The 24,780-nt window shown below is 42.3% G+C and carries 18 protein-coding genes and 3 pseudogenes; 11 read left to right on the top strand and 10 right to left on the bottom strand.

The genetic code is table 11. The annotated features are described in order from the left end of the window. Positions 1–502: 502 nt before the first annotated feature. Positions 503–1,663: a phosphatase PAP2 family protein gene (locus NSTCB13_RS04405; RefSeq protein ID WP_448271479.1), complete on the bottom strand. Its 1,161-nt coding sequence runs from the start codon at positions 1,661–1,663 to the stop codon at positions 503–505. Positions 1,664–1,795: 132 nt separating this feature from the next. Next, positions 1,796–2,437: an HMA2 domain-containing protein gene (locus tag NSTCB13_RS04400; protein WP_448271477.1), complete on the bottom strand. Its 642-nt coding sequence runs from the start codon at positions 2,435–2,437 to the stop codon at positions 1,796–1,798. A 344-nt stretch (positions 2,438–2,781) separates the two neighbouring features. Between NSTCB13_RS04400 and NSTCB13_RS04395 the strand changes: the two genes are divergently transcribed. Continuing rightward, the gene (locus NSTCB13_RS04395; protein ID WP_448271476.1) at positions 2,782–5,127 is read left to right on the top strand and encodes a WD40 repeat domain-containing protein; all 2,346 of its coding nucleotides are present in this window, start codon (positions 2,782–2,784) and stop codon (positions 5,125–5,127) included. A 9-nt stretch (positions 5,128–5,136) separates the two neighbouring features. Here NSTCB13_RS04395 and NSTCB13_RS04390 read toward each other — a convergent pair whose 3' ends face one another. From NSTCB13_RS04390 to NSTCB13_RS04365, 6 genes and pseudogenes are all read right to left on the bottom strand, one after another. Further along, positions 5,137–5,715 (bottom strand): HMA2 domain-containing protein, encoded by a 579-nt coding sequence (locus NSTCB13_RS04390; protein ID WP_448271475.1) that lies wholly within the window; start codon positions 5,713–5,715, stop codon positions 5,137–5,139. A 298-nt stretch (positions 5,716–6,013) separates the two neighbouring features. Further along, the gene (locus tag NSTCB13_RS04385) at positions 6,014–6,322 is read right to left on the bottom strand and encodes a DUF5132 domain-containing protein (protein ID WP_445628503.1); all 309 of its coding nucleotides are present in this window, start codon (positions 6,320–6,322) and stop codon (positions 6,014–6,016) included. Positions 6,323–6,390: 68 nt separating this feature from the next. After that, positions 6,391–8,644 (bottom strand): annotated as a pseudogene (locus NSTCB13_RS04380) (heavy metal translocating P-type ATPase). Positions 8,645–8,864: 220 nt separating this feature from the next. Then, positions 8,865–10,022, bottom strand: coding sequence for an HMA2 domain-containing protein (locus NSTCB13_RS04375; RefSeq protein ID WP_448271474.1), 1,158 nt, complete (start codon positions 10,020–10,022; stop codon positions 8,865–8,867). Between the two features lie 310 nt (positions 10,023–10,332). After that, positions 10,333–10,446 (bottom strand): annotated as a pseudogene (locus NSTCB13_RS04370) (IS982 family transposase); the annotation flags it as partial. 567 nt (positions 10,447–11,013) lie between these two features. Then, positions 11,014–11,190 (bottom strand): hypothetical protein, encoded by a 177-nt coding sequence (locus NSTCB13_RS04365; RefSeq protein ID WP_448268763.1) that lies wholly within the window; start codon positions 11,188–11,190, stop codon positions 11,014–11,016. 145 nt (positions 11,191–11,335) lie between these two features. Between NSTCB13_RS04365 and NSTCB13_RS04360 the strand changes: the two genes are divergently transcribed. The 10 genes and pseudogenes from NSTCB13_RS04360 to NSTCB13_RS04315 all read left to right on the top strand — a co-directional run bounded on the left by NSTCB13_RS04360 (position 11,336) and on the right by NSTCB13_RS04315 (position 20,985). Beyond that, complete coding sequence (locus NSTCB13_RS04360) at positions 11,336–12,700, top strand: LLM class flavin-dependent oxidoreductase (protein WP_448271472.1); 1,365 nt, start codon at positions 11,336–11,338, stop codon at positions 12,698–12,700. Between the two features lie 223 nt (positions 12,701–12,923). After that, on the top strand, positions 12,924–14,462 hold the full coding sequence (locus NSTCB13_RS04355; protein ID WP_448271471.1) for an amidohydrolase family protein: 1,539 nt from the start codon (positions 12,924–12,926) through the stop codon (positions 14,460–14,462). A gap of 203 nt (positions 14,463–14,665) precedes the next feature. Further along, a complete protein-coding gene (locus tag NSTCB13_RS04350; RefSeq protein WP_445628498.1) occupies positions 14,666–15,334 on the top strand; it encodes a carboxylesterase family protein in 669 nt (222 codons plus the stop codon). 151 nt (positions 15,335–15,485) lie between these two features. Next, complete coding sequence (locus tag NSTCB13_RS04345) at positions 15,486–16,085, top strand: GDSL-type esterase/lipase family protein (RefSeq protein WP_448271470.1); 600 nt, start codon at positions 15,486–15,488, stop codon at positions 16,083–16,085. A gap of 160 nt (positions 16,086–16,245) precedes the next feature. Beyond that, entirely contained in the window at positions 16,246–17,148 is a 903-nt protein-coding gene (locus tag NSTCB13_RS04340; protein ID WP_448271469.1) for an aldo/keto reductase, read from the top strand. A 122-nt stretch (positions 17,149–17,270) separates the two neighbouring features. Then, complete coding sequence (locus tag NSTCB13_RS04335; RefSeq protein WP_448271468.1) at positions 17,271–19,133, top strand: ABC transporter ATP-binding protein; 1,863 nt, start codon at positions 17,271–17,273, stop codon at positions 19,131–19,133. Between the two features lie 645 nt (positions 19,134–19,778). Then, positions 19,779–20,018: a hypothetical protein gene (locus tag NSTCB13_RS04330; protein WP_292819910.1), complete on the top strand. Its 240-nt coding sequence runs from the start codon at positions 19,779–19,781 to the stop codon at positions 20,016–20,018. Positions 20,019–20,032: 14 nt separating this feature from the next. Next, positions 20,033–20,281: pseudogene (locus NSTCB13_RS04325) on the top strand (type II toxin-antitoxin system RelE family toxin). 228 nt (positions 20,282–20,509) lie between these two features. After that, positions 20,510–20,698, top strand: a complete 189-nt coding sequence (locus NSTCB13_RS04320) for a hypothetical protein (RefSeq protein ID WP_094347334.1) — start codon at positions 20,510–20,512, stop codon at positions 20,696–20,698. Beyond that, positions 20,695–20,985, top strand: a complete 291-nt coding sequence (locus NSTCB13_RS04315) for a type II toxin-antitoxin system RelE/ParE family toxin (RefSeq protein ID WP_448268756.1) — start codon at positions 20,695–20,697, stop codon at positions 20,983–20,985. The genes NSTCB13_RS04320 and NSTCB13_RS04315 overlap by 4 nt, the downstream gene beginning before the upstream one ends. A gap of 110 nt (positions 20,986–21,095) precedes the next feature. Here NSTCB13_RS04315 and NSTCB13_RS04310 read toward each other — a convergent pair whose 3' ends face one another. Both NSTCB13_RS04310 and NSTCB13_RS04305 read right to left on the bottom strand, forming a co-directional pair. Further along, entirely contained in the window at positions 21,096–23,273 is a 2,178-nt protein-coding gene (locus tag NSTCB13_RS04310; RefSeq protein ID WP_448271466.1) for a tetratricopeptide repeat protein, read from the bottom strand. After that, positions 23,230–24,576 carry a P-loop NTPase fold protein gene (locus NSTCB13_RS04305; protein WP_448271465.1) on the bottom strand — a complete coding sequence of 449 codons (1,347 nt, stop codon included), beginning with the start codon at positions 24,574–24,576 and terminating at the stop codon, positions 23,230–23,232. Before NSTCB13_RS04305 ends, NSTCB13_RS04310 begins: the two co-directional genes overlap by 44 nt. Positions 24,577–24,780: the final 204 nt, after the last annotated feature.

The raw sequence follows: 24,780 nt of genomic DNA, 5'->3' as shown, positions 1-24,780 counted from the left end.
GTGTCAGTAATTACGTTCTTCACCATGCTCCTTGTTCTTCTAAATCAAAGCAAGATTCTGAAACTTTGATTGAGTCAACCTTTGAGCCTCTATTTTCTAATAGTAACTATTTGTAGCCAAAACCGGAAAATTAAAGCTCTGAAAGTCTTTCAGCGATTGGGTTCTCCCAAAGTGACAAAAGAAAGTTAGTTTGACATCAACTCAACCAGCAACGAATGAGATTTTGGGCAGGAGCTTGGGTAGCGAACTCTTGAGCCTGCGCGATCGCAATATCTCACACAAATCAACAAGTTTTAATCCGGTTTCCGCAAGGGAGCTATTATGACACGACAAAAAAAGCAGATCGTTAGACTTCTTGGCATTTGTCGGGGAAAAGGGGAAGGGTTAAAGGGTAAAGGTATGGAATTTTCCCAAACCCAGTAACCTTTTACCTTTCTCCAACCGGAAAGCAAAAGCTACTTTTGCAAGATGTCTATTGCTTTTGCACAGCAACAAATAAAAGTCACTGTACATCCTCTAAGAGTTGTTTCCTACTGGTCTCCAAGCTAAGAATACAGAAAATCAACCACAGTAAACCTGCGGCATAGCCAGCTGTCACATCAGTTAACCAATGGACTCCAAGATAAAGCCGACTAAAACCAATGGCAGCAATTAAGACCGCAGTCAAGGTATAAATCCAAAAGCGCCATTGAGGAAACTGTTTTGCTAGAATATAGCCGATAAAACCGTAAATTACTATTGAGACCATTGCATGGCCGCTGGGGAAACTGTGTTGACCCACATTAATAATATGCTTCCATAGTGCTGGACGCGCTCTACCAAATAATAGTTTCATCAAATAATTTAGTAAGATTGCGCCGACTCCAGCTATGCCCAAGATAGTTGCTTCCCGGCGACGATTATAATATAAAGGACTAATTGCCAGCCCCAAAGAAGATAACAGTATTACTACTGGATCGCCGAGAAAAGTAATACTAACCATGATGCGATCGCGCAGTGGTGTATGCAACTTCTGAATCAAGAGCAAAATGGCTTCGTCAAGATTATATGCATACAACAATCCGGTGCTGCATACAAAGGCGCTAACAACCCCCAATACCGGAATAAATCGATTACTTGTTTGGTGTAATTGTCGCTGCATCCATATTTGAGACAGTACGGCTGAATCAAATATGTTTCGATTTTTCCCCCTCACCAAAGCTATATTTTTTTTAGTGCCAAAGGATTGCAAGTTACTGTCTTCAATGACTGCGGCAGATGATTTTGGAGCCTTGACTGATTGACTTTGTATAGAAGAAGCAAGTGATTTATTGACTTTTTTCCAATAATCTAAAACAATTTCTTGAATAAGCAGCCCGATGGTCATTGGCGTAGCGTCTCGAAGAGAAGACCCACCTTGTCCTGCCGGACACGCTTCGCGAAGGGCGATCGCGTTTAAACTCTTATCTGGAGAGAAAATAACAAGCACATTCCCGGTGTAACTATTAGCACGAGCTTCTAAGATTATTTTCTGCTCTAATAATCTCGATTCCAGATATCTTTTGAGAGCTTCTGAATGGTAAAGCCCATTTACCTTATATCTAGCTCTTCCTTTAACAGCAGTATGTATTGCTTTAACCCAATGATTTTCATTGAGAAGTTCATCGAAATGAGCTATACCCATTTTTTTTTAATTGATAATAGGGACATTTGGACTGGGGACTAGGAAAGAGAAATTTTCATACGTTCTGGGACGCTGTTGTTCAAAGTTACTTACTCTTAACTATCAATAAGTTAATGGCCACTGTATTGGCAACTACACAACCTTTTCGCTCACAGGTTGCAGTTGTAAAGCCTGGGAGTTCACCCCACCATTACCACGCAATCGCCATCGCTTGTAGGGCAAGATAAATATGGTGGCAGATTTTAGTTTCTTAATTATGTTTCTTGAGGTAGAAAGTATCCGTTCCCAAACATCTGTCCTAAACCTTCGATACACAATAACATTATGTGCTTGGTTGAGTTTGCGCGTACTATCAATTAGATTAATTAAAGCGTCAAAAATAGCACCTACAATTGATTTTGTCGCTACCTCTTTTGGCTCAATCGCTTCACGGGCAGTTTGAATCAGACTAATCAGATGCTGGCGCATTTGATTGTCTGAAATTACACGTACTTGATAATTGATAACGATGGATGTAGCTTCTAAATTAGTACGAACATTTGTAACTCTATTATCAGATTCTATGATCATTTTGAGTTTATTAGCATACTCTGTATCTCTGGCTAACAGAGGAATACGAAAACGAATGCGTCCAGGAATTGCATGGACAATACTATAGAATATTTTTGGAGTTGGTGGTGTTTTATTAGCTGCGCTTTTAACTGCATTTTTTGGTGATAAATGCTGATAAAAATTAGCTTTTTTGTCAGAATGAGGCCGATTTCTATTAGTCATAAGATTATATGATGTTTTAGTTTCAAAAGATAAAATAATCTATTAATGTGCTGATATAGCGTTTTATTTAACTGCATTTATTTTACTTTAGTTATACATATTCTTCTGAGTGAAAAAATCTATCCCAGTAGTGAATCTAGCTGTTGCTATCATCAGGTTGATTTATTTCCAGATATTTAAGTATACATAGGGTTGAATGTAAAATTTGTAACTTATGACTGTTGAATTACTATAGTCACAAGTAGTAAGATCGAGAGTATATATGAATTGACTGGATAAGAGTATTAGCTTGATTTCATACAAGCGTTGCTTATTTATTTTATTTAGTTTTTAGGTATGTGTTTATGCCGCAAGGGTTAGGGTTACTAATTCAACTGGTACTAGAGTTCGCACCTGTTGTTGCAGAGCTAGTACAAAAGAGAAGTCAAGACAGTTTGGCTCTAAGTAAATATAAACCGATTGAAGCAATTCCCGAATTACTCAAAGTTATAAATGCTTCCAATCAAAAAAGCAGTTATTTGGAAGATTTTGAACAAGAAAAAATTCTCCAACAGCAATTAGTAGTTGACAATCAAGAAACAAGATTAAGAATAGCCGCCGAAGAGCGAGAAACAACGCTCAAGTTGCCAGAAGTCAATAAAATTATTGATAGCTGGCCCTTAAGATTATACCCTTCACAAATCTTAGAACAAACCAATTATGGACGCACTCCACTAAAAATTTTTATCGCTCCTCCTCAAATCAATTTTGATCGATTTGATGATAATCGAGATGAAAAAATTCCCCAAATTGAGTTAATGTTAGCTGAAGGATTACGAGATTTTCTTAACAAGCATTACTCTTTACACAGTCAAGTTAGACCAACAGAGTTGTTAGCAGGAGCTTGGGATAGTAAACGTTTTCACAGTGAATCAAGTATTAAGGCTCTGTTTAGTATGTTGAAAACAGAGCCTATTTTAATTTTGGAATCAGAAAAGGATGGAGATTATTTAAATTTTCGGATTGCCTACTGGGGTTTAGAACCAGGGAATTATTTTTATAAAACAATTGCTCGTCTACCTTATCGAGAGATTTTGGAAGAGTCTGCTAAAAGACGAGCGTTAGAATGGAAAAAAATTAGAGATGAACTGATTGCTTTGGGAGAAGAAAGCGAGGAAATTAATCACATTGGAAAAGAGAATGTGGTTAATTTGACAATTTTAGAAAAGGTAGAAAAATGGAATGAAAAAGGAATTGATATTAGTAAGTTATCTTTACAATATCAAGTCAATCGTCAAGACTTGGAAGAACTTTGCCAGGTTTTGATTACCTATCACTGTTTGGTTGCAGGTTGGATAGCTGATGCTTACCATTTAGTCGATCGCGGTGTACCTCCACTATTACCAGAGTTGCTGCCGAGTTTGCTATCAGATAGTATTGATTTACAATCAATACAGGTTATTGCTTCAGGTTATAAACAACTTTACCAAGCTCTGGAAAATGAGCGTTCTTACTGGATTCCAGAGTTGGCTTTGCAATTAGCCCAAAGTTTATCACATTTAAGTAAGACCTACGGCGGTAAACTACGTACTTGGGCAAACGAACAGCTTGATTATTCTGTGAATACATGGTTACAACTACGCCAAATATCACCACAGAATTTTACTAACCCGCTTCAGGCAATGCAATCAGCAGTCAGCATCAAAGATGAAGAATATATCAAAAAGCTAAAAGAATATTTTGTCGCAGTAGGTGATAGTCAAAGTATTGCTGATGTTGAGTCAATTTTAAATTGCGTCGCCAACCTCAAACATCAAGTTAAACTAGAACATACCGTCCTTAGCCATACTCTAACGGGACATTCCGAAAAGGTGACATCTGTTGTTATTAGTCCCGATGGTGAGACTTTAGTTAGTGGGTGTGCAGATAAAACCATTAAAATATGGAATCTCAACACTGGTAAACTTATCCGCACCACAGAAGATTTAGGCAAAATTTCATCTGTTGCTATTAGTCCTGATGGCAATTTTCTTGCTGTTGGTAGTTCCCAACATCCCAAAAGTAATGTTAGAGTATTAAACGCTAATTCTGGCAAGTTAATCCACACTCTGTTAGGACATCAAAAACCGGTTAATTGCATCGCAATCAGTCCTGACGGACAAATTCTTGCCAGTGGTAGTAATAAAATTAAAATTTGGAATTTGCATAAAGGCGAACGCATTTGTACTCTTTGGCATTCATCGGCAGTTAATGCTGCTGCTATCAGTCCCAATGGTACAATTCTCGCTAGCGCTAGTTCCGATCGTAAAATTAGGCTATGGAACCCACGCACAGGAGATCCATTACGCACCATTAACGGACATTCAGGTGAGGTGAAATCAGTAATCATTAGTCCTGATGGAGAAATGCTCTTTAGCGGTAGCGCAGATAAAACCATTAAAATTTGGCATTTAGCTACGGGTAAAGTGCTACACACCTTGAATGGACATTTAGAAGAGGTTAGATCCTTAGCTGTTAGTCCTAATGGAGAAATTCTCTTTAGTGGTAGTGCAGACAAAACTATCAAAATTTGGCATTTGCAAACTGGAGAGTTACTACAAACTATCACAGAACACTCAGGGGCAGTAAACTCTATTGCTATTAGCCAGAATGGTCAATTTCTTGCTAGTGGTAGTTCTGATAAAACTATTAAAATTTGGCAGATTAATTAAACTTTTTAGTTACTCGTTTGTTGATTCTTCTTGGCTAGTTCCATGCAATTTAATAAAGCTATCAAAAGCATACCATGCTAAAACATACCAAGGAATCACTTCTAGTTGTAACCCTTTCTTAAGTAATTGCCGTACTGAAAGACTAGCTAATCCCAAAGGGAAAAGAATCCGCAGATCGAAAGCACCATGCGTTAACTGTTTGACGCGTTGGTTTAAGTCAACAACCGCAGATGATACTCCATCTGCTGCCTCGGTGTTACCTTCGGTAACATCAGCAAAAATTATGCCTAAATCTTTAAGGGTTGCTAGCACATCTTCCAGACTGCCATCATTACCATCGTGATTAATCACAATACTGCCATGAGCAACATTTGTCTTAACTCGATTAATGTGCGAATTTGCTGACAAAGCATTAGCAATGCATTGCATTTTTTCTGGTTGACGATGAGAATGAGCCACTCTCAACCGCAATCTTCCGGGAGTCGAACTTACAACTTTTGTAGATATCGGTTTTGGCGGGGTTTTGAAAGTAGTTTTGTTTATAATTTCTGACATTTTATTGTAAGTATTATAACCATTTGTCAACATAAAATCGCCTTTTTAACTGAAATTAGTCTAGTGGATTATTTTTCGTAAAAGGGCTTATTATATAGCAGTCACAAATTATTTATGAAGTTATTTATTTCTCTTTATTTGCGTTCTGCTCCGTAGGAGTATGCAGTTTGTTAAAAAGAGTCATTTTCACAAATCATGAATGATTTATGAAATTTTCTATTTTCGTAGGGTGGGTTAGGTAAGACACCGTAACACCCCCTACTAATTTGAGATTTTGATAATTGAAAGTCCGATATCAGGAACAATTTAATTTGCTGATATGTAGATGAAATTACACACCATTATCGGGGACATTATCTGCATGGGTGGCACTAGCTTCAAAGGCTGGGGTTTGTTTTTCCTCAGCAAGTTCTGCTCTAGCTTCAGCTACCATGTCTTCCCAAGTTTCCCCCATTTCTGCAATGGTTCCTTTGCTTCTTTCATAAAGACCAATTCCACCTTTGATCGCTGATTTGATTAAGGGTTTACCAACTCCAGCCACAATGGGCAACAAAACAGGTGCTAAAAGTACTGCACCAATTCCGGCTATTATACCGGGAGCGCCTGCGTCTTCAATAAAATCACTAATTTTAGGTGCCATATTCAAGTTCCTCCTATTAATTAAAAGGTTTGGGAAGCTTTCTAAATTACTCTGTCGGCATAGTTGTATCATCTCGCCGATGGTAGAGTTTTTTGGTGACGACTTTTGAGAATTGGACGCAATCCGTTGATGCCGGCAACTACTGTTGAGCCGTTGTTAACTACCGTTGCAGCTAAGGGGTTAAGACCAAAGAGAACGGCGATCGCTAATGCTGCTAAGTTAGGAACAGCAACAAGTCCTGTGTTTTGTCGAATCAATTGCTTGGCTTGACGAGCGATCGCGATCGCTTCTAATAAACCATGCAAGTCATTCTGCATCAACACTAAGTCTGCTGTCTCACGGGCGATCTCAGAACCGTTGGCAAAGGAAACGGAAACATCGGCGTAGGCTAAAGCTGGCGAATCGTTGATCCCATCGCCTACAAATGCAACTGTCTTACCTTGCTCGTGCAGTTGGCGGACAACTGTTGCCTTTTGTTCTGGAAAAGCTTCGGCGTGAGTATGCGTTGGCAAGATACCAAGTTCAGCAGCAACAGCAGTCGCAGTTCGCTGATTATCGCCGGTTAGCATGTGAATTTCTACACCTTCGACCGTCGAAAGTGCTGCGAGCACTTCCCGGCTTTCGGGACGGAGAAGGTCACTATATTTAATAATACCTTGAAGTTGACCGTTGCTGGCTACATAAATCGCTGAATTTGGAGATTTTTGCTGACCGTTTAGCGCTTCGGTATTAACGCCATTGGAGCGCAAAAAGCGATCGCTCCCCACGTAAACTGTCTCTCCATCAATCAGAGCTTGTACGCCCAAACCTAGTTGATAGTCCCACTTACTACGCGACAAAATTTCCACTTGCTCTGCTTGGGCATAGCGAACAATTGCTTCTGCTACTGGATGAGTTAAACGTTGTTCGGCGGCGGCTGCCAATTCCAACACCCGCAATCTTGAGGTTGCTGGATTGAGACTTTCCACACTAACAACATCGACTTCTCCCTTAGTCAGTGTCCCGGTTTTATCAAAAACTATGGTATCAACTTCTGCTAATTGTTCTAACGCCCGCCCGCTACGGATGAGAATCCCCCGTCGGGCAGCATAAGTTAATGCTGCTAAAACTGTTGTCGGGACTGATACTCGAATCCCTGTAGCAAAATCTAGAGTTAAAACGCTGGCTGCCCGTGAAGGATTGCGGGTTGCGGCAAATACTGCCCCACCAAGTAACAAAGTTGGCACAACAGCTTTTTGAGCAAATTTCGTGGCATAATTCTCCATCCGGGTATCGTGAACAGGTGCTTCTTGCATTAATTTAATGCTCTGTCCGGCGCGGGTATCGTTGCCTATCCGTTCTGTGAGAATATAAATTCGTCCTTCCCGTACCAGCGTTGAGGCGAAAACTGGTTGTCCTTTTTTCTTCAGCACCGGCATCGACTCGCCAGTTAGTTTCTGCTCATCTAGCAGGGCTTTACCTCGCAAAATGCTACCATCAATCGGCACTTGTTCGCCGGGGTAAACAATTACTGTATCGCCACGCTGCACATCTTGAATGGGAATTTGTTGCTTGTCGCCATTGCGTTCCACCCAGACGAATTGCCCTAGAGAACTAAGTAAATCTAGAGTTTGTTGAGCAGAAGAACGAGCCGTGCGATCGCGGATATTTTCGCCCACTTCAATTAAACTGAGCATCAGCGATGGTGTGAGAAATTGACCTTGGAAGGTAGTAATTGCGATCGCCATCAGATCCAAAAAGTCAATATTCAATTTTCGTTCTACCCTAATACCTTCCCATGCTCGTTGGACGACGGGAAGTGTGGCAATGGCGATGGGAAGCGCCACTATCAAAGGCGGGATCGGTAATCCTAACGGCCCTCCTAGTACTGCTAAAGTAGTGGCAACGGCAGACAGTTGTAAACCTGGCCAAGATGCCTCTTTTTCGGTTTCTGATAAAGATGTAGAGTTTTTGAGAACGACTACAACACTAGCAGCCTGAATCAAATCGTGAAGGTGCGATCGCATCTTCGCTTCGGAAACTTTATCAGATTTATAAGTAACTGCAACCGACATTGCCGCAGGCTTGACACGGACATTCTTCACCAACGCATCTGCTGTTAATAACACTTCCAGACGTTTGGCATAATCTGCATCACAACGTAAGCGAGGTAGGCGAAACCGCAGTCTTCCCAAAGTTGTATGGGACAACGCTGTAGTTAACATTGGGCAACTCTGCTTGAGAGTGTCCATTAGTGTCAATTAAAGAAACTTTTCCATTCCCTTCCAACACAGTGAATTGAGATTTTAGGGGTGATGGTAGTTGCAGTGCTACTTTTGCCATTACTTTTCTTTAATCCAATAGGAGTTACACTTCGATGAAAATCAGGCTCTTTGCTGGGGTAAAGAGAGCAAATTAGCCACCAATCCGGCGAGATTGATTAGCGATCAAAAGTTTGATTATTTGCGCTCTTCTGGACTGGTTGGCTAACTTATCGCTGTAGGTAAGCTAAGTTTGTCAGCCACGGGGTTTCAGAATCAGGGCGATAAGGTGCAATTTACGTTTATAAAGGTAAATTCGCCATAAATCCTAAAGAAACACACATCGCCGGGGATTTTAGATTACTCCACAGACTGGAGAACTCTGGAGTAGTATGATTTGCCGTTGTTGTGTCTGTAACTTCAACAGTCCGATCGACGAAAGTAGGATGATTTGCCGTTGTTGGATCTGTAACTTCATTCGTCTGACTAACTTCTTCTAGGGGTTGGTTAGCCGTTGCGCTCCCTAGTGTTGGTGGGTTTGTTTCCAACGCTAATTCCATCAGACTCACCCAATGAGATAATGGGATATCACCAAACTGATAAGCGATCGCGATCGATGCTACATCAAAATTCACACGCACGCTGGTAACTTGAGCATCAGTTTTCACTATTCTCTCAAGCCGCCGCCCATAGGCTCGATCTTGGGCAATTTTTGGCACATTCAACCGAATACGTCCCGGAATTTGATGAACTACGCTGTAGTCAATCTTTGCAGGTGCTACCACCTCACTATTTTCTTGTTGGATAGTAGATTCGGAGATGTCGCTTGCGATCGCAGAACTGGTGTGATTACCTTCGTTTTTTTCTGATGTCGGAACTTGAGAGCCAAGATAACCAATTACACCACGGGTTGCATCCGCCGTAATCATATAAACTGGAATCGAAACCCAGCCATGAATTCCTAACCCTCCTGTTACCGCCAAGCCTGTCATCATGGGAATTAAGGAAATACCTTGTTCTTTCCAAAATGAAAGCGATTTCCAAGCTGCAAAGGGATCGGTGTTGCTAGGTGAATCAGAGGAAGCTGGCGGCTGTTGAATCTGAAGATCGGATTTTAACGCCAAAATCTGCGGGAATGACAGCTTATGTTCATCAAAATTAATCACCAAACTGCCCGTTTGCTCGTTTACAGAAACTTCCCTCACTCCTTCTATAGAGCGTAAATCTTGAGCTATGTTGTCTAATATTGAGTTAAGACTACTGTCAGTGGTACGGAGTCGCACGCGCCCGGTAGTTACATGAACTATTTGCAAGGCACCTGAAGGCTGTAACTCCGTTGACTCTGCCATCGCTTTAGTTGTATTATGTCTAACTTTATTACTTTGTTGTGTAGAGATTAAGTCAGATGAAATTTTATCCGACAGACTTAATTTTTCGTGATTAATGATACTTTTAGTCATTTCCTCGATTACCCAATAGCTCAATCAAGCAATAGGTTAACAATAGGTTAATAATGGATTAACTGTAACACGTAGCTTTGAGGTTAAATCTATTTCTTGCGGATTATTTTCTATTAAAACTTATTAAGGTTTGCTGTTTATATTCTTGTTTAGTAAATACGTCTAAAGTAAGTAAACCAAAAAGTTTTGTCAGGATTCAGATCGAATAGTTAGGAAGTAGAGACGGGCAAAACTGATAATTAATAGAATCAGCCAGTAGTGCTTGTACAAAGAAATCAATCACAAACCGATCTTGACAGCGATAAGTCTAGAAACGTCTTAATTCTTCTAGTATTCCCTGCAAGCGTCTGGCTCGTTGGTTGAACTGGCTTTGGTCTAACAATTTTGAAAACAGGCTCAAGTAGTTTGCCTTCATAAACCCTATAACTTAGTGTCATTCGGTCAAAGGAACCTAGAGAACTGTGTAATAACCTTTCAATACCATAAATAAACGTGAGTTCGACAGACCTCTCCCGGACAGCCTCCCTCTCTTAAAAGGCGAACGCGAGTGCGTCTTTGTCAGGAGAGGGAGGAGTAACGAGTAAGGAGAGTTTTTGCTCCCCTCTCCTAGTAGGCTACGGTGTATACACAAGTCCTAAAAACCTAGCTTGATAAGACTTTCCTCGTTCCCAGTCTTCGACTGGGAATGCATTCATTGAGTCTCTGACTCAATATCTGACTGGAGGCAGAGCCTCAACGAGGAGCATTCTCATGCTCTTCATGAGAACGAGACAAACGAAAGAACAATGGAAAATCAAACTTTTTTTGACTTGTGTATACACGGTAGCTCCTAGTAGGAGAGGGGCTGGGGGAGAGGTCAAAATCGCACTCGTCGAACTCACGTTAAATAACTATATACTCAGTAAATAATTAATTTGCAATACTTAATGTTTGAAAAACTAATTATTAGTTTTTCGTGTTATTGTGATTTCCAGCACATCTTTTTTTGTATTTATTGTGTAGGCTCTATCTGGTAAGTAAAATTACTAGATAAATTTATGGTGATTAAAGCGCCAAGCAGCAGAATTCCTAATTTTGCTGTGGTATTAACCTGACTTACAGTTCGGTTATTTGATTTTTGAGCAATTAGTAGGTAACTCAACGGTAAGTTACTAGAAAAGCTTTGCATGACGACATTGAGTGTCTAGCAAGAGGTGAATGCCTACCTTTTGTAGCAGCAGTAATCATAACTGGCGTAGCGCAAATCAGCCATATCGAGCCTAAGCTTTCTCTACGAGACGCTCCGCTAACGCACTATAAGAAAAGAAAAATATATGAGTACAACACGCAAAATTCGTTTAGGTGCATTCATTCAAGCCACCGGACACCATGTTTCTGCTTGGCGACACCCCGATTCACAAGCAGATGCGGGACTGAATTTTGAGCATTACAAAGAAATTACCCAAACCGCCGAACGCGGCTTATTCGATGCAGTTTTCTTGGCAGATAGTCCAGGAGTCTGGGGCGGCGCTCCAGAAACTCAGCATCGCAATGGTAAAATTGCCCATTTTGAGCCTGTTACCCTCTTCTCGGCTTTATCCTCTGCAACCCAAAACATCGGCTTCATTTCCACCGCTTCGACCACTTATGAAGAACCCTACACCCTGGCACGTAAGTTTGCTTCCCTAGACTACTTGAGTAAGGGCCGGGCCGGGTGGAATGTAGTCACTACAGGCAATGAGAATGCTGCACGTAATTTCGGACTTGAGCATCACCCAGAACACAGCCAGCGTTATGAACGAGCTGAAGAGTTTGTGGAAGTGGTGAAAGGTCTATGGGATAGTTGGGAAGATGATGCTTTCATCCGGGACAAAGAGTCTGGTGTCTATTTCGATCCTGATAAACTCCATACATTGAACCACAAGGGCAAATATTTCTCTGTAAAAGGCCCTTTAAACGTCGGTCGTCCGCCTCAAGGTTATCCGGTGATTGTTCAGGCTGGAGCCTCGGAATCAGGACGGGACTTGGCTGCACAGACTGCCGAAGTGATTTTCACCGCCAATCAAACCCTAGCTGATGCCCAAGAATTTTATGCTGATGTCAAAGGTAGGCTAGCACAATATGGGCGATCGCCAGACGATCTCAAAATCATGCCTGGTGCTTTCCCAATCATTGGTCGGACTGAATCAGAAGCTCAACAGAAGTACGAATTTCTGCAATCGTTAATTCATCCCGATGTCGCCTGGGGGATTTTAAAGAACTATTACAAGGGTGTGGATTTGTCGAAATATTCTTTAGATGATGTGGCTCCCGAACTACCCAGCGACACCAACACTAACAAAAGTCGTCTCAAACTAGTTAGAGATTTGGCTACTCGTGGCACTCTTACACTGCGTCAGTTGTATCTTTCTCTTGCTACTGCACGAGGTCATCGCACCATACTTGGTACTCCTGAAACCATTGCCGACCAACTAGAAGAATGGTTCAACAACAGTGCAGCCGATGGCTTTAATATCATGCCGCCAATCCTTCCCACAGGATTGGATGAATTCGTTAACTTAGTCGTTCCCGTCCTCCAAAAACGCGGACTGTTCCGTACTGAATACGAAGGCAGTACTTTGCGCGAAAACCTGGGATTGCGTCGTCCGGCCAATCGTTTTGCTGCTAAACAACTAGATGAAAGATTGGTGTTGGCGTAAATGATTTTTCATATCTGCACTGTGTTGATAGTGCTGTAGCGTAAATCAATTTTTCACGGATGCTTATGCCATACCTTTTAAATTGCACTTTCTGTAGATCGCCACCTACAGACAATTGTGGAGAGACGCGATAAATCGCCGTCTCTACAGGAAATGTATTTGTCAATAGCAGCATTGGATGCTGAAAAAACCTGTAATTTTTGTTGTAGGGAAGGAAAAAAACATGACTGAATATAGCCGATTGAAGACCTCACGCTCTGCTGCAATCAGAGCAACCCTTGATTATCCAGTAATCGACACCGACGTTCACACCAATGATTTCACGCCAGCTTTTGAGGATTACATCGCTAAGTACGGCGGTGTGAAACTTGTAGATGAGTTACGCAAGACGGAAGCTTCCCGTCTGAACTCTAAGAGCAACGGTAAAGACTGGTATCAACAAACTCCTGAAGAACGTCAATACAACCGCACAATCCGATCGCCTTGGTGGGCTAGAGTTACCAAAAACACATTGGATTTGGCAACTTACACCCTCCCCGGACTTCTCTATGAGCGTCAGGCGGAGCAAGGATCGGACTATTCGGTGCTGTTTCCCAACAATGTCTTAGCACCGGCTGGAGCGAGTCCAGAGAATCGTCAAGCACTGCAACGTGCGGTCAATCACTATCATGCTGATATTTACCGGAAATATAGCGATCGCTTGACACCGGTTGCTGGTATTCCTTTAACTACTCCCCAAGAAGGCATTGAGGAGCTAGAGTTTGCTGTAAAAACACTGGGTTTAAAGGTGATTAATATCACTGGCGGTGTAAAACGGCCAATCAAAGCGATCGCTGATAAATATCCAGCCGATAAATTCCCTGAAATTGCCAAGTATGCTTCTTATATCGACTTCTACGGACTAGATAGTGAATACGACTACGATCCTTTCTGGGCAAAGGTCGTGGAACTTGGCGTACCTGTCACCACCCATTACGGCAGTCAGGGTTGGACTGGCCGCTCCTCCATCAGTAACTACATGAACAACCATATCGGTCACTTCGCCGATGGTTCGGAAGCATTTGCGAAAGCACTGTTCTTCGGCGGTGTTACCAAGCGTTTCCCGCAGTTGCGCGTAGCAATGCTGGAAGGTGGTGCAGATTGGGGTGCGCGTGTCTACATCCATTTGGTAGATCGTTTTTCCAAGCGCAACATCAAAGCACTGCAAAACTACAATCCAGCGTTGACAAATGCCGATGAGTTGTTTGAAATATTTGAGCGCTACGGTGCAGAAGTTACTCAAGGGTATTCCCTCGATAAGGAAGAATTGACCAAGACTGTACTGGGAGCTTCATTCAGCCGTCATAGCCGTGCGCCAATTGGTAGCGAATTGGATGATTTTGCCGCCGCAGGCATTGAAACAATTGAAGACATCCGCGATCGCTGGGTGAATAGTTTCTTCTTTGGTTCCGAGTCAGACGATCGCACGATCGCTACGGCATTCAACGACAAAGCCAATCCCTTGGGAGTCAAAATCAATGCCATCTATTCCTCCGATGTTGGTCACTGGGATGTACCAGACCTCACCTCCCCCTTGGCTGAAAGCTGGGATCTCGTACAAGAAGACGTTATCTCCGAAGCCGACTTCAAATCCTATGTATTCGCTAATCCCTACAAGTTTTACACCCAAGCTAACCCCGATTTCTTCAAGGGTACAGCGATCGAATCTAAGGTAGGTAACACCGAATTTAAACAAGTGGACAAGAACCTAGTAGTGGCATGAAGAGTGCTGAGTACTGAGTTCCGAGTGCTGGCTGAGTACTTCTTAATTCACTCAGGACTTAGGACTAAGTAGGGTAAAAGGCGAGATGAGGGAGCAGAAGAGAAGTTGCAGTAATGTTTTACCGCTCTCTCTGCCTCTGCTCCCCTGCCCAATGCCCAATGCTCAATGCCCAATGCCCAAATAATCAATTAGGAGTCATAACAATGCCTGTTGAACAACGCTCTCATGACACTAACAATGGTTCCTTGCCTTATCTGTTCTCACCCGTTTCTGACAATGCCAAGCAACCTGCACCTTTAGTATTGTTTCTGCACGGAGGACGCGATCGCGGGACGGATTTGAATGTGCTACTGAAATGGGGTCTACCTCGTTTCGTGGATTTATCCGACTCGTTACCTTATGTCTTTGCTGCACCCCAGATTCCGGCTGAACAGACTTGGGCAGATCGAGCCGATGATGTGCTTGCTTTGCTTGATGAACTGATCGTTTCTCAGCCTGTCGATCCAGCGCGGGTGATATTGGCTGGGTTCAGCTTAGGCTCGGCGGGTATCTGGCATATCGCTGCTTTACATCCCGATCGCTTCGCAGGTTTAGTACCTGTGTCTGGACGTGTACCAAAAACATTAGCAGAAAGCGAACTAGCTGCACTCAAAAACATTCCCGTTCAGATATTCCAAGGTGGACAGGACAAAAATCTGCCGATTGAGGATACAGAGAATTTTGTTGAGCGCTTACGCAAGGTAGGGGGGAAAGTTGATTTAACAGTGCTACCAGAAGGCGATCATTTTATTGCAGATGAAGTATACGGCGATCCGAAGTTACAACAGTGGCTAATTTCCCAGAACCGTCGTGAAATTTCTGTAGTCGCTTGAGGTGAAATATTCAAAAACTAATTTGCAATATTCTCTGAGGTAGGCAGCGTTCTGCCTGCTTAACATAACAATATATTAATATCTTCTAGAATCATGAACATAATGCTTCTCAAGTCAAAACCGAATTTTTTCGGCAAAATTTAGTTGACTTATGTCATCTCGCAAAGAAATCAGAATTTGTTTTATTGGTGAATCTTTTGTCAATGGCACAGGCGATTCAGAGTTTTTGGGTTGGACAGGTAGAGTGTGCCGCAATGCTGAGTCAAGAGGATACGCTATCACCCATTACAACTTGGGGGTGCGGGCAGAGACAAGTCGGTATCTCAAACAACGTTGGTACTCGGAAGTCTCCTATCGTCTCCCAAAAGAATCTGATGGTCGAGTAGTGTTTTCTTTTGGGGCAAACGATTCAGGATGGGCGGGTAAACAACAAGGAATCGAACTTTCAGAGTCGATCGCAAATGCTCGCAGTATCTTAAGCCAAGCAAAGCAACTCTATCCGATTTTGATGGTTAGTCCGCCACCCTGTGGTGATAATCAAATTCTTGCCAATCTCTCCGAGGAATTCGCATTGGTTTGCGATCGACTAGATGTTCCTTATCTCGATGTGTTTTCTCGTTTGGTGAAGTCACCAATCTGGCTAGCAGAAGCAAAAGCTAATGATGGCGCTCACCCAAAAGCAGATGGTTATGCCGAATTTGCGGCGATCGTTCAAAACTGGGAAGGTTGGTTAAATTGGTTCACACCTTAAAAAATGCATTTATTGCACAGCGTTTTAGTTCTGTGTTAGCGTACCCCTCCGGGGATCTTGCTACGCGTAGCGTCTCGTAAAGAAGCGGGGCAAAACGCACGTCGCATTCTATTTAAAAATTTTAAAACTTTCTCAATCAACTTCAATCAACAACATATCTATGACTTTACCAACTACTAATCTCGGTAAAACTGGATTAACTGTTTCGCGTCTTTGTCTCGGTACCATGACCTTTGGTTTACAAACCGACGAAGAAACTTCCAGGCAAATCCTCGACACCGCCGCCGATGGCGGAATCAACTTTTTGGATACAGCCGACGTTTATCCCCTTGGCGGCGGACTTACTACTGCGGGACGCACCGAAGAAATTGTTGGACGCTGGCTCAAAGGCAAACGCGAACATTTTATTTTAGCTACCAAATGCGTTGGTCGAGTCGGCCCTGCACCTTGGGATCGAGGGGCTTCGCGTAAACATATTTTGGATGCGATCGATGCTTCTCTGCGACGGTTGGGAACCGATTATATCGACCTGTACCAGTTGCACTCCGACGATGCTTCAACTCCCCTTGATGAAACTTTGGAAGCACTGGATGCAGTGGTTCGTGCTGGTAAGGTGCGCTACATTGGGGTTTCCAACTTCTTAGCCTACCGACTCGCCCGTGCTTTGGGTCGTGCTGAGACGCGCAATTTAACCAAGTTCATCTCAATTCAGCCCCGCTACAATTTGTTATTCCGCGAAATTGAGCGAGAACTATTGCCCCTGGCCAAAGAAGAAGGACTGGGTGTAATTTCTTACAATCCTTTGGCGGGTGGTCTACTTACGGGTAAACACGATTTTACTCAAGGCCCCACGTCAGGCACTCGTTTCACGCTAGGTGCTGCCGCAGAACGTTATCAAGAACGCTACTGGCGCGATCGCGAATTTAATACTGTTGAAGAATTACGCACGGTAGCCGATCTCGCCGGATTATCCCTCACCACCTTAGCAGTAGCTTGGGTTTTATCTAATCCGATTATCACTGCCCCGATCGTTGGCGCTAGCCGTCCCAGAACAACTTGCTGACAACCTCAAGGCGGTAGAACTAAAACTCGACGACAATTTGAAACAAAAGTTAGACGACATAACCGCCGAATACCGAAGGGGAGATTCTCTTCGTTAGAAACTAGGGACGCAGCGAATAACAAATGACAAAAAAAGCTAGACAATCCAAATCCTTTCAACGTGCCCCTGATGCACCAGATTTGCCATCAACTCCATTCAGGTTCATTTGCTATTTCGTTAACCAGTTTCGCTGGTGGTATGTGTTAATGGTGATCCTGGAGATTATACACGCAACCTGTGGCATTATGTTGCCTTATGCCATTGGCCAGATCATCCGGGGCGTAACGGCGACGGGACACAGCCAGCCCATTTTTGATGCCATGAAGCAACCCCTGATGCTGTTCATCGGCTTGAGTGTAGGTGAAGTGGTATTCGGGCGCTCGGCTGGACTCTTGCAAACGATTCTCCATCCCATCCACCGACAGCACATTGTGCGATCGCTATATGCCTACTTGCAACACCATTCGCATCGCTATCTGAGCAGCAGTTTTTCCGGGGCATTGGCACATCGGATTAGCGAAACTTCTCTGGGTGTTACCCAGACGATGCAAATGATGATTACTGAATTTATGCCAGTAATTGTTGTATATTCCGTCGCCACGACGATACTGTATCGCGCGTATCCTCCACTGGCTGCACTCGTGGGAATATGGGCAGTTCTCTTCATCAGTATTTCGTTTTGGCTGGCAACTCGCTGCCGATTTTACTCCCGGAAAGCCGCAGCCGCCAGAAGTGAGACAACTGGCATTATTGTAGATACAGTCACAAATCTCACTAGTAGCCGACTATTTGCTCGCTTTGGTTTTGAACGACGCTATTTAAATGAGCAATTAAGGCGCGAACTCAAACACGTGAGAGAGTCTAACTGGTATTCGGAGCGCATTCGCTGGTTTCAGTTCATCTCAGCAGCTATTCTCAAAATTAGCACCCTGTATTACTCGCTCTCTCTCTGGAATCAAGGAAAGATCGCTGCTGCTGACTTCGTTGTTGCAACCAGCCTCTCGCTATTGATTATCAGTGAAGCCCGGAATTTGAGCCGCCGCTTTCTGGAATTTTTTGAACATGTTGGAAATGTTGCCAATGGTGTTTTAACCATCGTTCAACCCCACGAGTTGATCGATCGCGATCGAGCGATCGCCCACTCAATCACTCAAGGTAAGATTGAGTTTCGGCGGGTGAATTTCAACTACACAGAAGAGAAGAAAGTTTTCAACAACCTTTCTGTAACCATCCAAGCGGGACAGCGTGTCGGATTGGTGGGCTTGTCCGGCTCTGGAAAATCCACCTTTGTCAATCTGATTTTGCGTTTGTTCGACCCACAATCTGGACAGATTATCATTGATGGGGTCGATATTCGAGACATGACTCAGGATGCTTTACACGCTCAGATTAGTTTGATTCCCCAAGATCCGTCTCTGTTCCATCGCACTTTGCTAGAAAATATTCGTTACGGACGTTTGGATGCAACCGATGAGGAAGTCATTGAGGCTTCGCGAAAGGCTCATGCTCACGATTTCATCGTTCAAAGTAAGGATGGTTACAATTCTCTGGTGGGTGAACGTGGCGTTAAGTTGTCTGGGGGGCAAAGACAGCGTATTGTGATTGCGCGGGTAATCCTCAAAGATGCGCCGATTCTAATCTTAGATGAAGCCACCTCTAGCCTCGATTCAATTACCGAAAAAGCAATTCAGGATACCCTCGATTTAGCCATGAATGGCAAAACGGTCATCGTAGTAGCTCATCGATTATCTACCATCGTCCATCTAGATCGGATTTTGGTGTTCGATAAAGGTCGGATTATCGAAGATGGTTCCCACGCCAAACTGCTGGCACTCGGCGGCGCTTATTACAGATTATGGAAAATGCAAGCAGGTGGATTTCTACCGGAAAATCTTGATGAGGTTCGCAGTGGCACAGATAACATCGAAAAGGGAATGATCGCTTGACATTTGCCGCTACTTGGGGCTTATTTGCAAATTCAATTCAAGAATTGTCCGAGAAAGAGTTCACAAAACTAAAGTAATGTAATTGAAGTAGTGGCGTGTCAAGACTAAATTTGTGCATTAGCAAACTCTTGTGGGATGGGCTTCTAGCCCGTCCTAATTTGCGGGCAAGATGCCCGCCCCACAAGAAAATTTATTGCAACATTTTAGCCTTGCCGCGCCACTACGTATATTTCAAAAATTAAATATGAGTTTTATATCATAAGTGCTGCATCGATCGCGACTATTGTTATTCTCTACATCTTCACAATCGGCTTGAATGTCTATTGTAAGTCTACCGATGCAGGTAACGGGGGAACTTTACCACCAGGGAAATAAAAGACAGATGCGATCGCTTCCTTAAGAGGAGCAACGCGAAAAAGTGAGATTATCGTGAAATGAGCAGGGAAGGCAGGGAGAGTAAAGAGAAATTTTGAGTAATTTTTACGACTGGTATAGCCATCAATACACTTATTTATTTCCTCTCCCTATCTCAAAACCCCAAAACGCGATCGCATTTATAATTGAGTTACTGTCTTAGTTATAGCCTCAGTTGAGAATAAGAAAGACAAATTATAAACATATATTTGCAATAAAAGAGGTCTAAAAATGAAAAGTGAACAGGAACGCGAACAATTAATTAAAGAGATTAACATTCTGTTAAATCAAGCTTATGATAGTACTTTAGATGAGATTTACGCCCTACTTCAAACAATCGAAGAAGAAGAAGAGGAAGAAGATTTAAAAGCCTACGACAAAGCGAAAAAAGAAGCTAGTGTTGAGAACTCATTGTCATGGGAAGAAGCTAAAAAAGAACTAAAGACAGGAATCAAAAAGGAAGTTGCGTAAGTTATAAGGTTGAAATATTGAGGGGTGCATTGAAGCAACTTAAAAAAATACCGTCAGAACTTCAAGAACGTATACAAATTAAAATTGACGATTTAGCTACAGAACCACGTCCGAATGGAGTCAAAAAGCTAAAAGTGAAAGAAAATGCTTACAGAATTTGAGTCGGTGAATATCGCGTTATCTATGATATTTTCGACGATCTTCTAGCGGTGAATGTTGTGGAAGTCGGACATCGTAAAAATATTTATAAAGATGAAAGTTGAGAAGCAAGAAAAACTTAGAGCGATCGCACCTCCACAAACCCAATACCCGTAGATGTAATGCGGTGAGGGGGTCGCAGTCTTGGCGGTTCCCGTCGATTGCAAACCCCCGAACCCGTTGGCGCAGCCTCTCGTAGAGAAGGGCTTGTCGTTAGACATCGACCTCCACAAACCCCAAACGCGATTCCCGTTGAGCATACAATATAGAAAAGCAAGTTATCTGTAATCTCTATGGAAAAGCTCAATATTAAAGAAGAAGCTCGAAAGCTAATTGATAAATTACCTGCTAACTCAACATGGGATGACCTCATGTATGAGATTTATGTTAGGCAAGTTGTGGAAGCTGGACTTGCTGAGAGTCAAGCTGGTAAAGTAATTTCCGTACAGGAAGTTAGGGCAAAATTTGGACTACCAGAGTGAAAGTTTTTTGGACAGAAACAGCCGTAGAAAACCTATCGGCAATTTATACTTACATTGCCCAGAATTCACTCCGGTACGCAACCAGGATTATTGACCGTATAACCAAACGTTCCCAGCAGCTTGCGAATTTCCCTCTATCTGGTCGAATTGTACCAGAGTTTGAAACCGAGCAAATTCGGGAAGTCATTGAAGGTTCATATCGAATTATCTATTACAACAAGCCCGAACAAATTGATGTACTTGCTGTTATACATGGGGCACAGGAAATTACACCAAGTATAGAATGAATAGCGATCGCTCTCCCCAACCAATCAAGCAACCGCGATCGCCCTTTCCCAAAAAACCCAAATGCGTAGACGCAACGCGGCTTATCGTTAAACTTTGCACATCGCCCCCCCTACTCCGGTAAAGCCTCTAAATTCTCTCGCGTTACCGTAGCCATATATTCATCCTGATACTCAATATATATCTCCAACGCTGTCTGCAAATTAGCCCTAGCCTCTGCATAGTTTTCCTCTGCTTGTGCAAGCGTTCCTAAACCATGAAGCGTGAGAGCTTGCGAATATCGATTGCCAAATTCGATATCTATTTCCAGGGCTTGTTGATAATAATCCCGTGCCTGGTCGTATTGGCGCAAATCTTGGGCAACCATTCCCAAATTGTGGTAAGTGTTAGCACAGTTATAGCGATCGCCAAATTCGATTTTGATTTCCAGGGCTTGTTGATAATAATCCCGTGCCTGGTCGTATTGGCGCAAATCTTGGGCAACCATTCCCAAATTGTGGTAAGTGTTAGCACAGTTATAGCGATCGCCAAATTCGATTTTGATTTCCAGGGCTTGTTGATAATAATCCCGTGCCTGGTCGTATTGGCGCAACTCTTGGGCAACCATTCCCAAGTAGTGGTAAGTGCTAGCACTCCAATAGCGATCGCCAAATTCAATATATATTTCCAGGGCTTGTTGATAATAATCCCGTGCCTGGTCGTATTGGCGCAACTCTTGGGCAACCATTCCCAAGTGGTGGTAAGTCCTAGCACAGTTATAGCGATCGCCAAATTCGATTTTGATTTCCAGGGCTTGTTGATAATAATCCCGTGCCTGGTCGTATTGGCGCAACTCTTGGGCAACAATTCCCAAGTGGTGGTAAGTGCTAGCACTCCAATAGCGATCGCCAAATTCGATTTTGATTTCCAGGGCTTGTTGATAATAATCCCGTGCCTGGTCGTATTGTCGCAACTCTTGGGCAACGATTCCCAAGTTGTGGTAAGTGGTAGCACTCCAATAGCGATCGCCAAATTCGATTGTGATTTCCAGGGCTTGTTGATAATAATCCCTTGCCTGGTCGTATTGGCGCAACTGTTGGGCAACCATTCCCAAGTGGTGGTAAGTGCTAGCACTCCAATAGCGATCGCCAAATTCGATTTTGATTTCCAGGGCTTGTTGATAATAATCCCGTGCCTGGTCGTATTGGCGCAACTCTTGGGCAACCATTCCCAAGTGGTGGTAAGTGCTAGCACTCGAATAGCGATCGCCAAATTCGATTGTGATTTCCAGGGCTTGTTGATAATAATCCCGTGCCTGGTCGTATTGTCGCATATTCAGAGAGACATTACCTAAATCAAACAAAGAATTGGCGACAGCAGCACGATTTTTCTGCTTTTTGGCAATATCTAAAGCTTGTTGATGATAGCTGTTTGCACTTTCAAACTGTCGTTGCTGCTGATAGCTTTTACCTAACTGATTGATAACTTCGATTTCTAAGGAATAATCAGGAAATTGCTGGGCAATTTTCCCAGCTTTTTCTAAATATTCTCTAGCTTTGATTGGTTTGTGCTGGCTTAAATATGCTTTGCCCAATTCATTTAAAATATTACAGCAATTGCGGAGATGTTCTGGGCGGGGTATTTCTCCAGTTGGGTTATATTCCATCAACAAGCCATGTAATAAATCGATACGTTCTTGTTGTTCTGGTGTTGGTAAGCGTTCTATATTTGTGTCTGCATTCAGAGTATTGGCAATTGCCTTATCTCTAGTCAATTCTGTGGTTTTAAAGCGAAATAAACCTGATTTCCAAGCCCAAAAATCGGGTGCAAATTTTGCTAACCGCGAAATCGCATAATCTGGCAAGATAAATAAAAGCGGATGAGGTACGGTTTGACGATAAGAATCGCGGACGAAGTTTAAATCCTGTAAAACTGGTGGATAATCTCCAAAAACACCAATCGATTTTTCTAAATTCCGAATTAATAAAACAAGTTTTTTATTTGTTTCTTTAGTAATTTTGGCTAATTGCTGTAACAACTCATCCCGCAGAAATCGCAAATTCTGATCGGGAAAATCTAAAACCACAAATTGGATTTCTTCACATTGAGGATTTTGTTGCAATCCAGCAATTAATAGGTCTATATCGGGTGTAAAGTTAATTTCAATAAAACCTAATGTAAAATTTTCTGCAAAATCGACAAATGTCACTAATTCAGCAAATTCATCTTGATTATAGGCAATAAATTTACCTATTTCGGCTTGAAGTTCACTGTTTTTGTGCTGATTGGAGAGCTTCTTGGAAGAACTCATTTCGCTTCACCACCGGATTTGGATAATTCCATCGTTTATCGCCGTTATATTCCAACACGGAAGTATTAAATAACATTAATTGTCCAATTTCATCTTTACTGACATTTTTAGTTAAACAAACCTGAGCCAAATGAGGGTAATGTTCTTCAGGAATAAACCGCTCAAAACTAAATTGTTGCTGTTTAACTGCATACTCTATATCTTCGGATATAATTTTTTCGTGTTTTTTGGTACTCGCTGTTTGACATGCAGAGCGCATCATTTGCATTAACTGACGCACATGACCACCACTTGCTTGTGCTAGTTCTAATAATTGATTACGGCTATTAAAAATTGCATCAATATCAACCCGCTTTTCAATTACACTTGCCATCGCATCTAAGCCCGTCTGATTGTAATCTAGATCGCATTTATGCCGTTCAAATTCATAGATATTAATCATCGGCACAATATGAGGATTACCATCAAATTGATTCAGGGGATTTTTTGGCGAACAAAGAATTGAAATTGGTACTGTATAAATAATTGTACAATTTAATTCTTGCATCTGAGCCGCATAATCAAAGAACAAATGTTCTGCTACGACAGGAGGAACCCGATCTAAATTATCGAAGATAATTAATAATCCTTTACATTCAGGAAATTTTTGCCGCAATTTTGCGTAAGCGTCGCTTAATAATAGATTAGTATCAGATTTGAGGCGAGATAAATCTTTTTCTAGAGTTTGCCGAATAGTTGTCTTTTGCTTGTCCGAGCCTTTAATTTGTGCCAGCAATTTGACCATTAGTTTGGCGAGAAATGGTGCAGTCGGGCTGAGAGTGGCTTCTGCCTCGACGTTGACTGATTTTTCTACACTTTGCTCGTTTTCTTGAGTAATGTCTTTAAACCATGATTCAAAACTTTTTAATAAAGCTTGATTAAAAGTCAAACCTAATTTTCGTAATTCAAATTCAACTTGTTTAATTACAATCAAATATAAATCTGTATACCGGGTATCATTAATATCTGTCTCTTCATTCGCTTCCAAATAAATTACCCGATAATTGTTTTCCCAAAGACTCTGAATTTTTTTTAACTCCGTACTTTTCCCACAACCGCGATGTCCGGTAAATAAAATTGTTGTAAAATCACCTGCTTCTTGAAAATCCAAAATTGTACTGACATTATCAATAGCCGAAGTTTTCCGCACCAGCGACAGATCGACATAATACCGTTCCATTTCTGCTGGTTCAAGCGGCTCAACATTACAAGCCAAAAAAGCCGCTTTAAGAGTATTTGCACGCTGAAAACTTGAGTGAGGCATTCTTTTGAGCAGATAACAATCACCAACTTTTAAATTTTAAGCGATCGCCCATCAAATTTAGCAAATATAGCTATAGCACTCATAAAACTCCGCGCGCAAGTTCGGAATTTAGTTATGATTCCTACAGCCATTGCACCCCAAAGAGCCAAAGCTATGCTTTGTCTCCCCTTTCCTTGATATCAGCACTTGTAACTCGCTTAACCT

The organism is Nostoc sp. DSM 114160 (assembly GCF_053470305.1).
The sequence above is the reverse complement of the archived record's forward strand: the minus strand, read 5'-3'. Positions and strand labels throughout refer to the sequence as shown.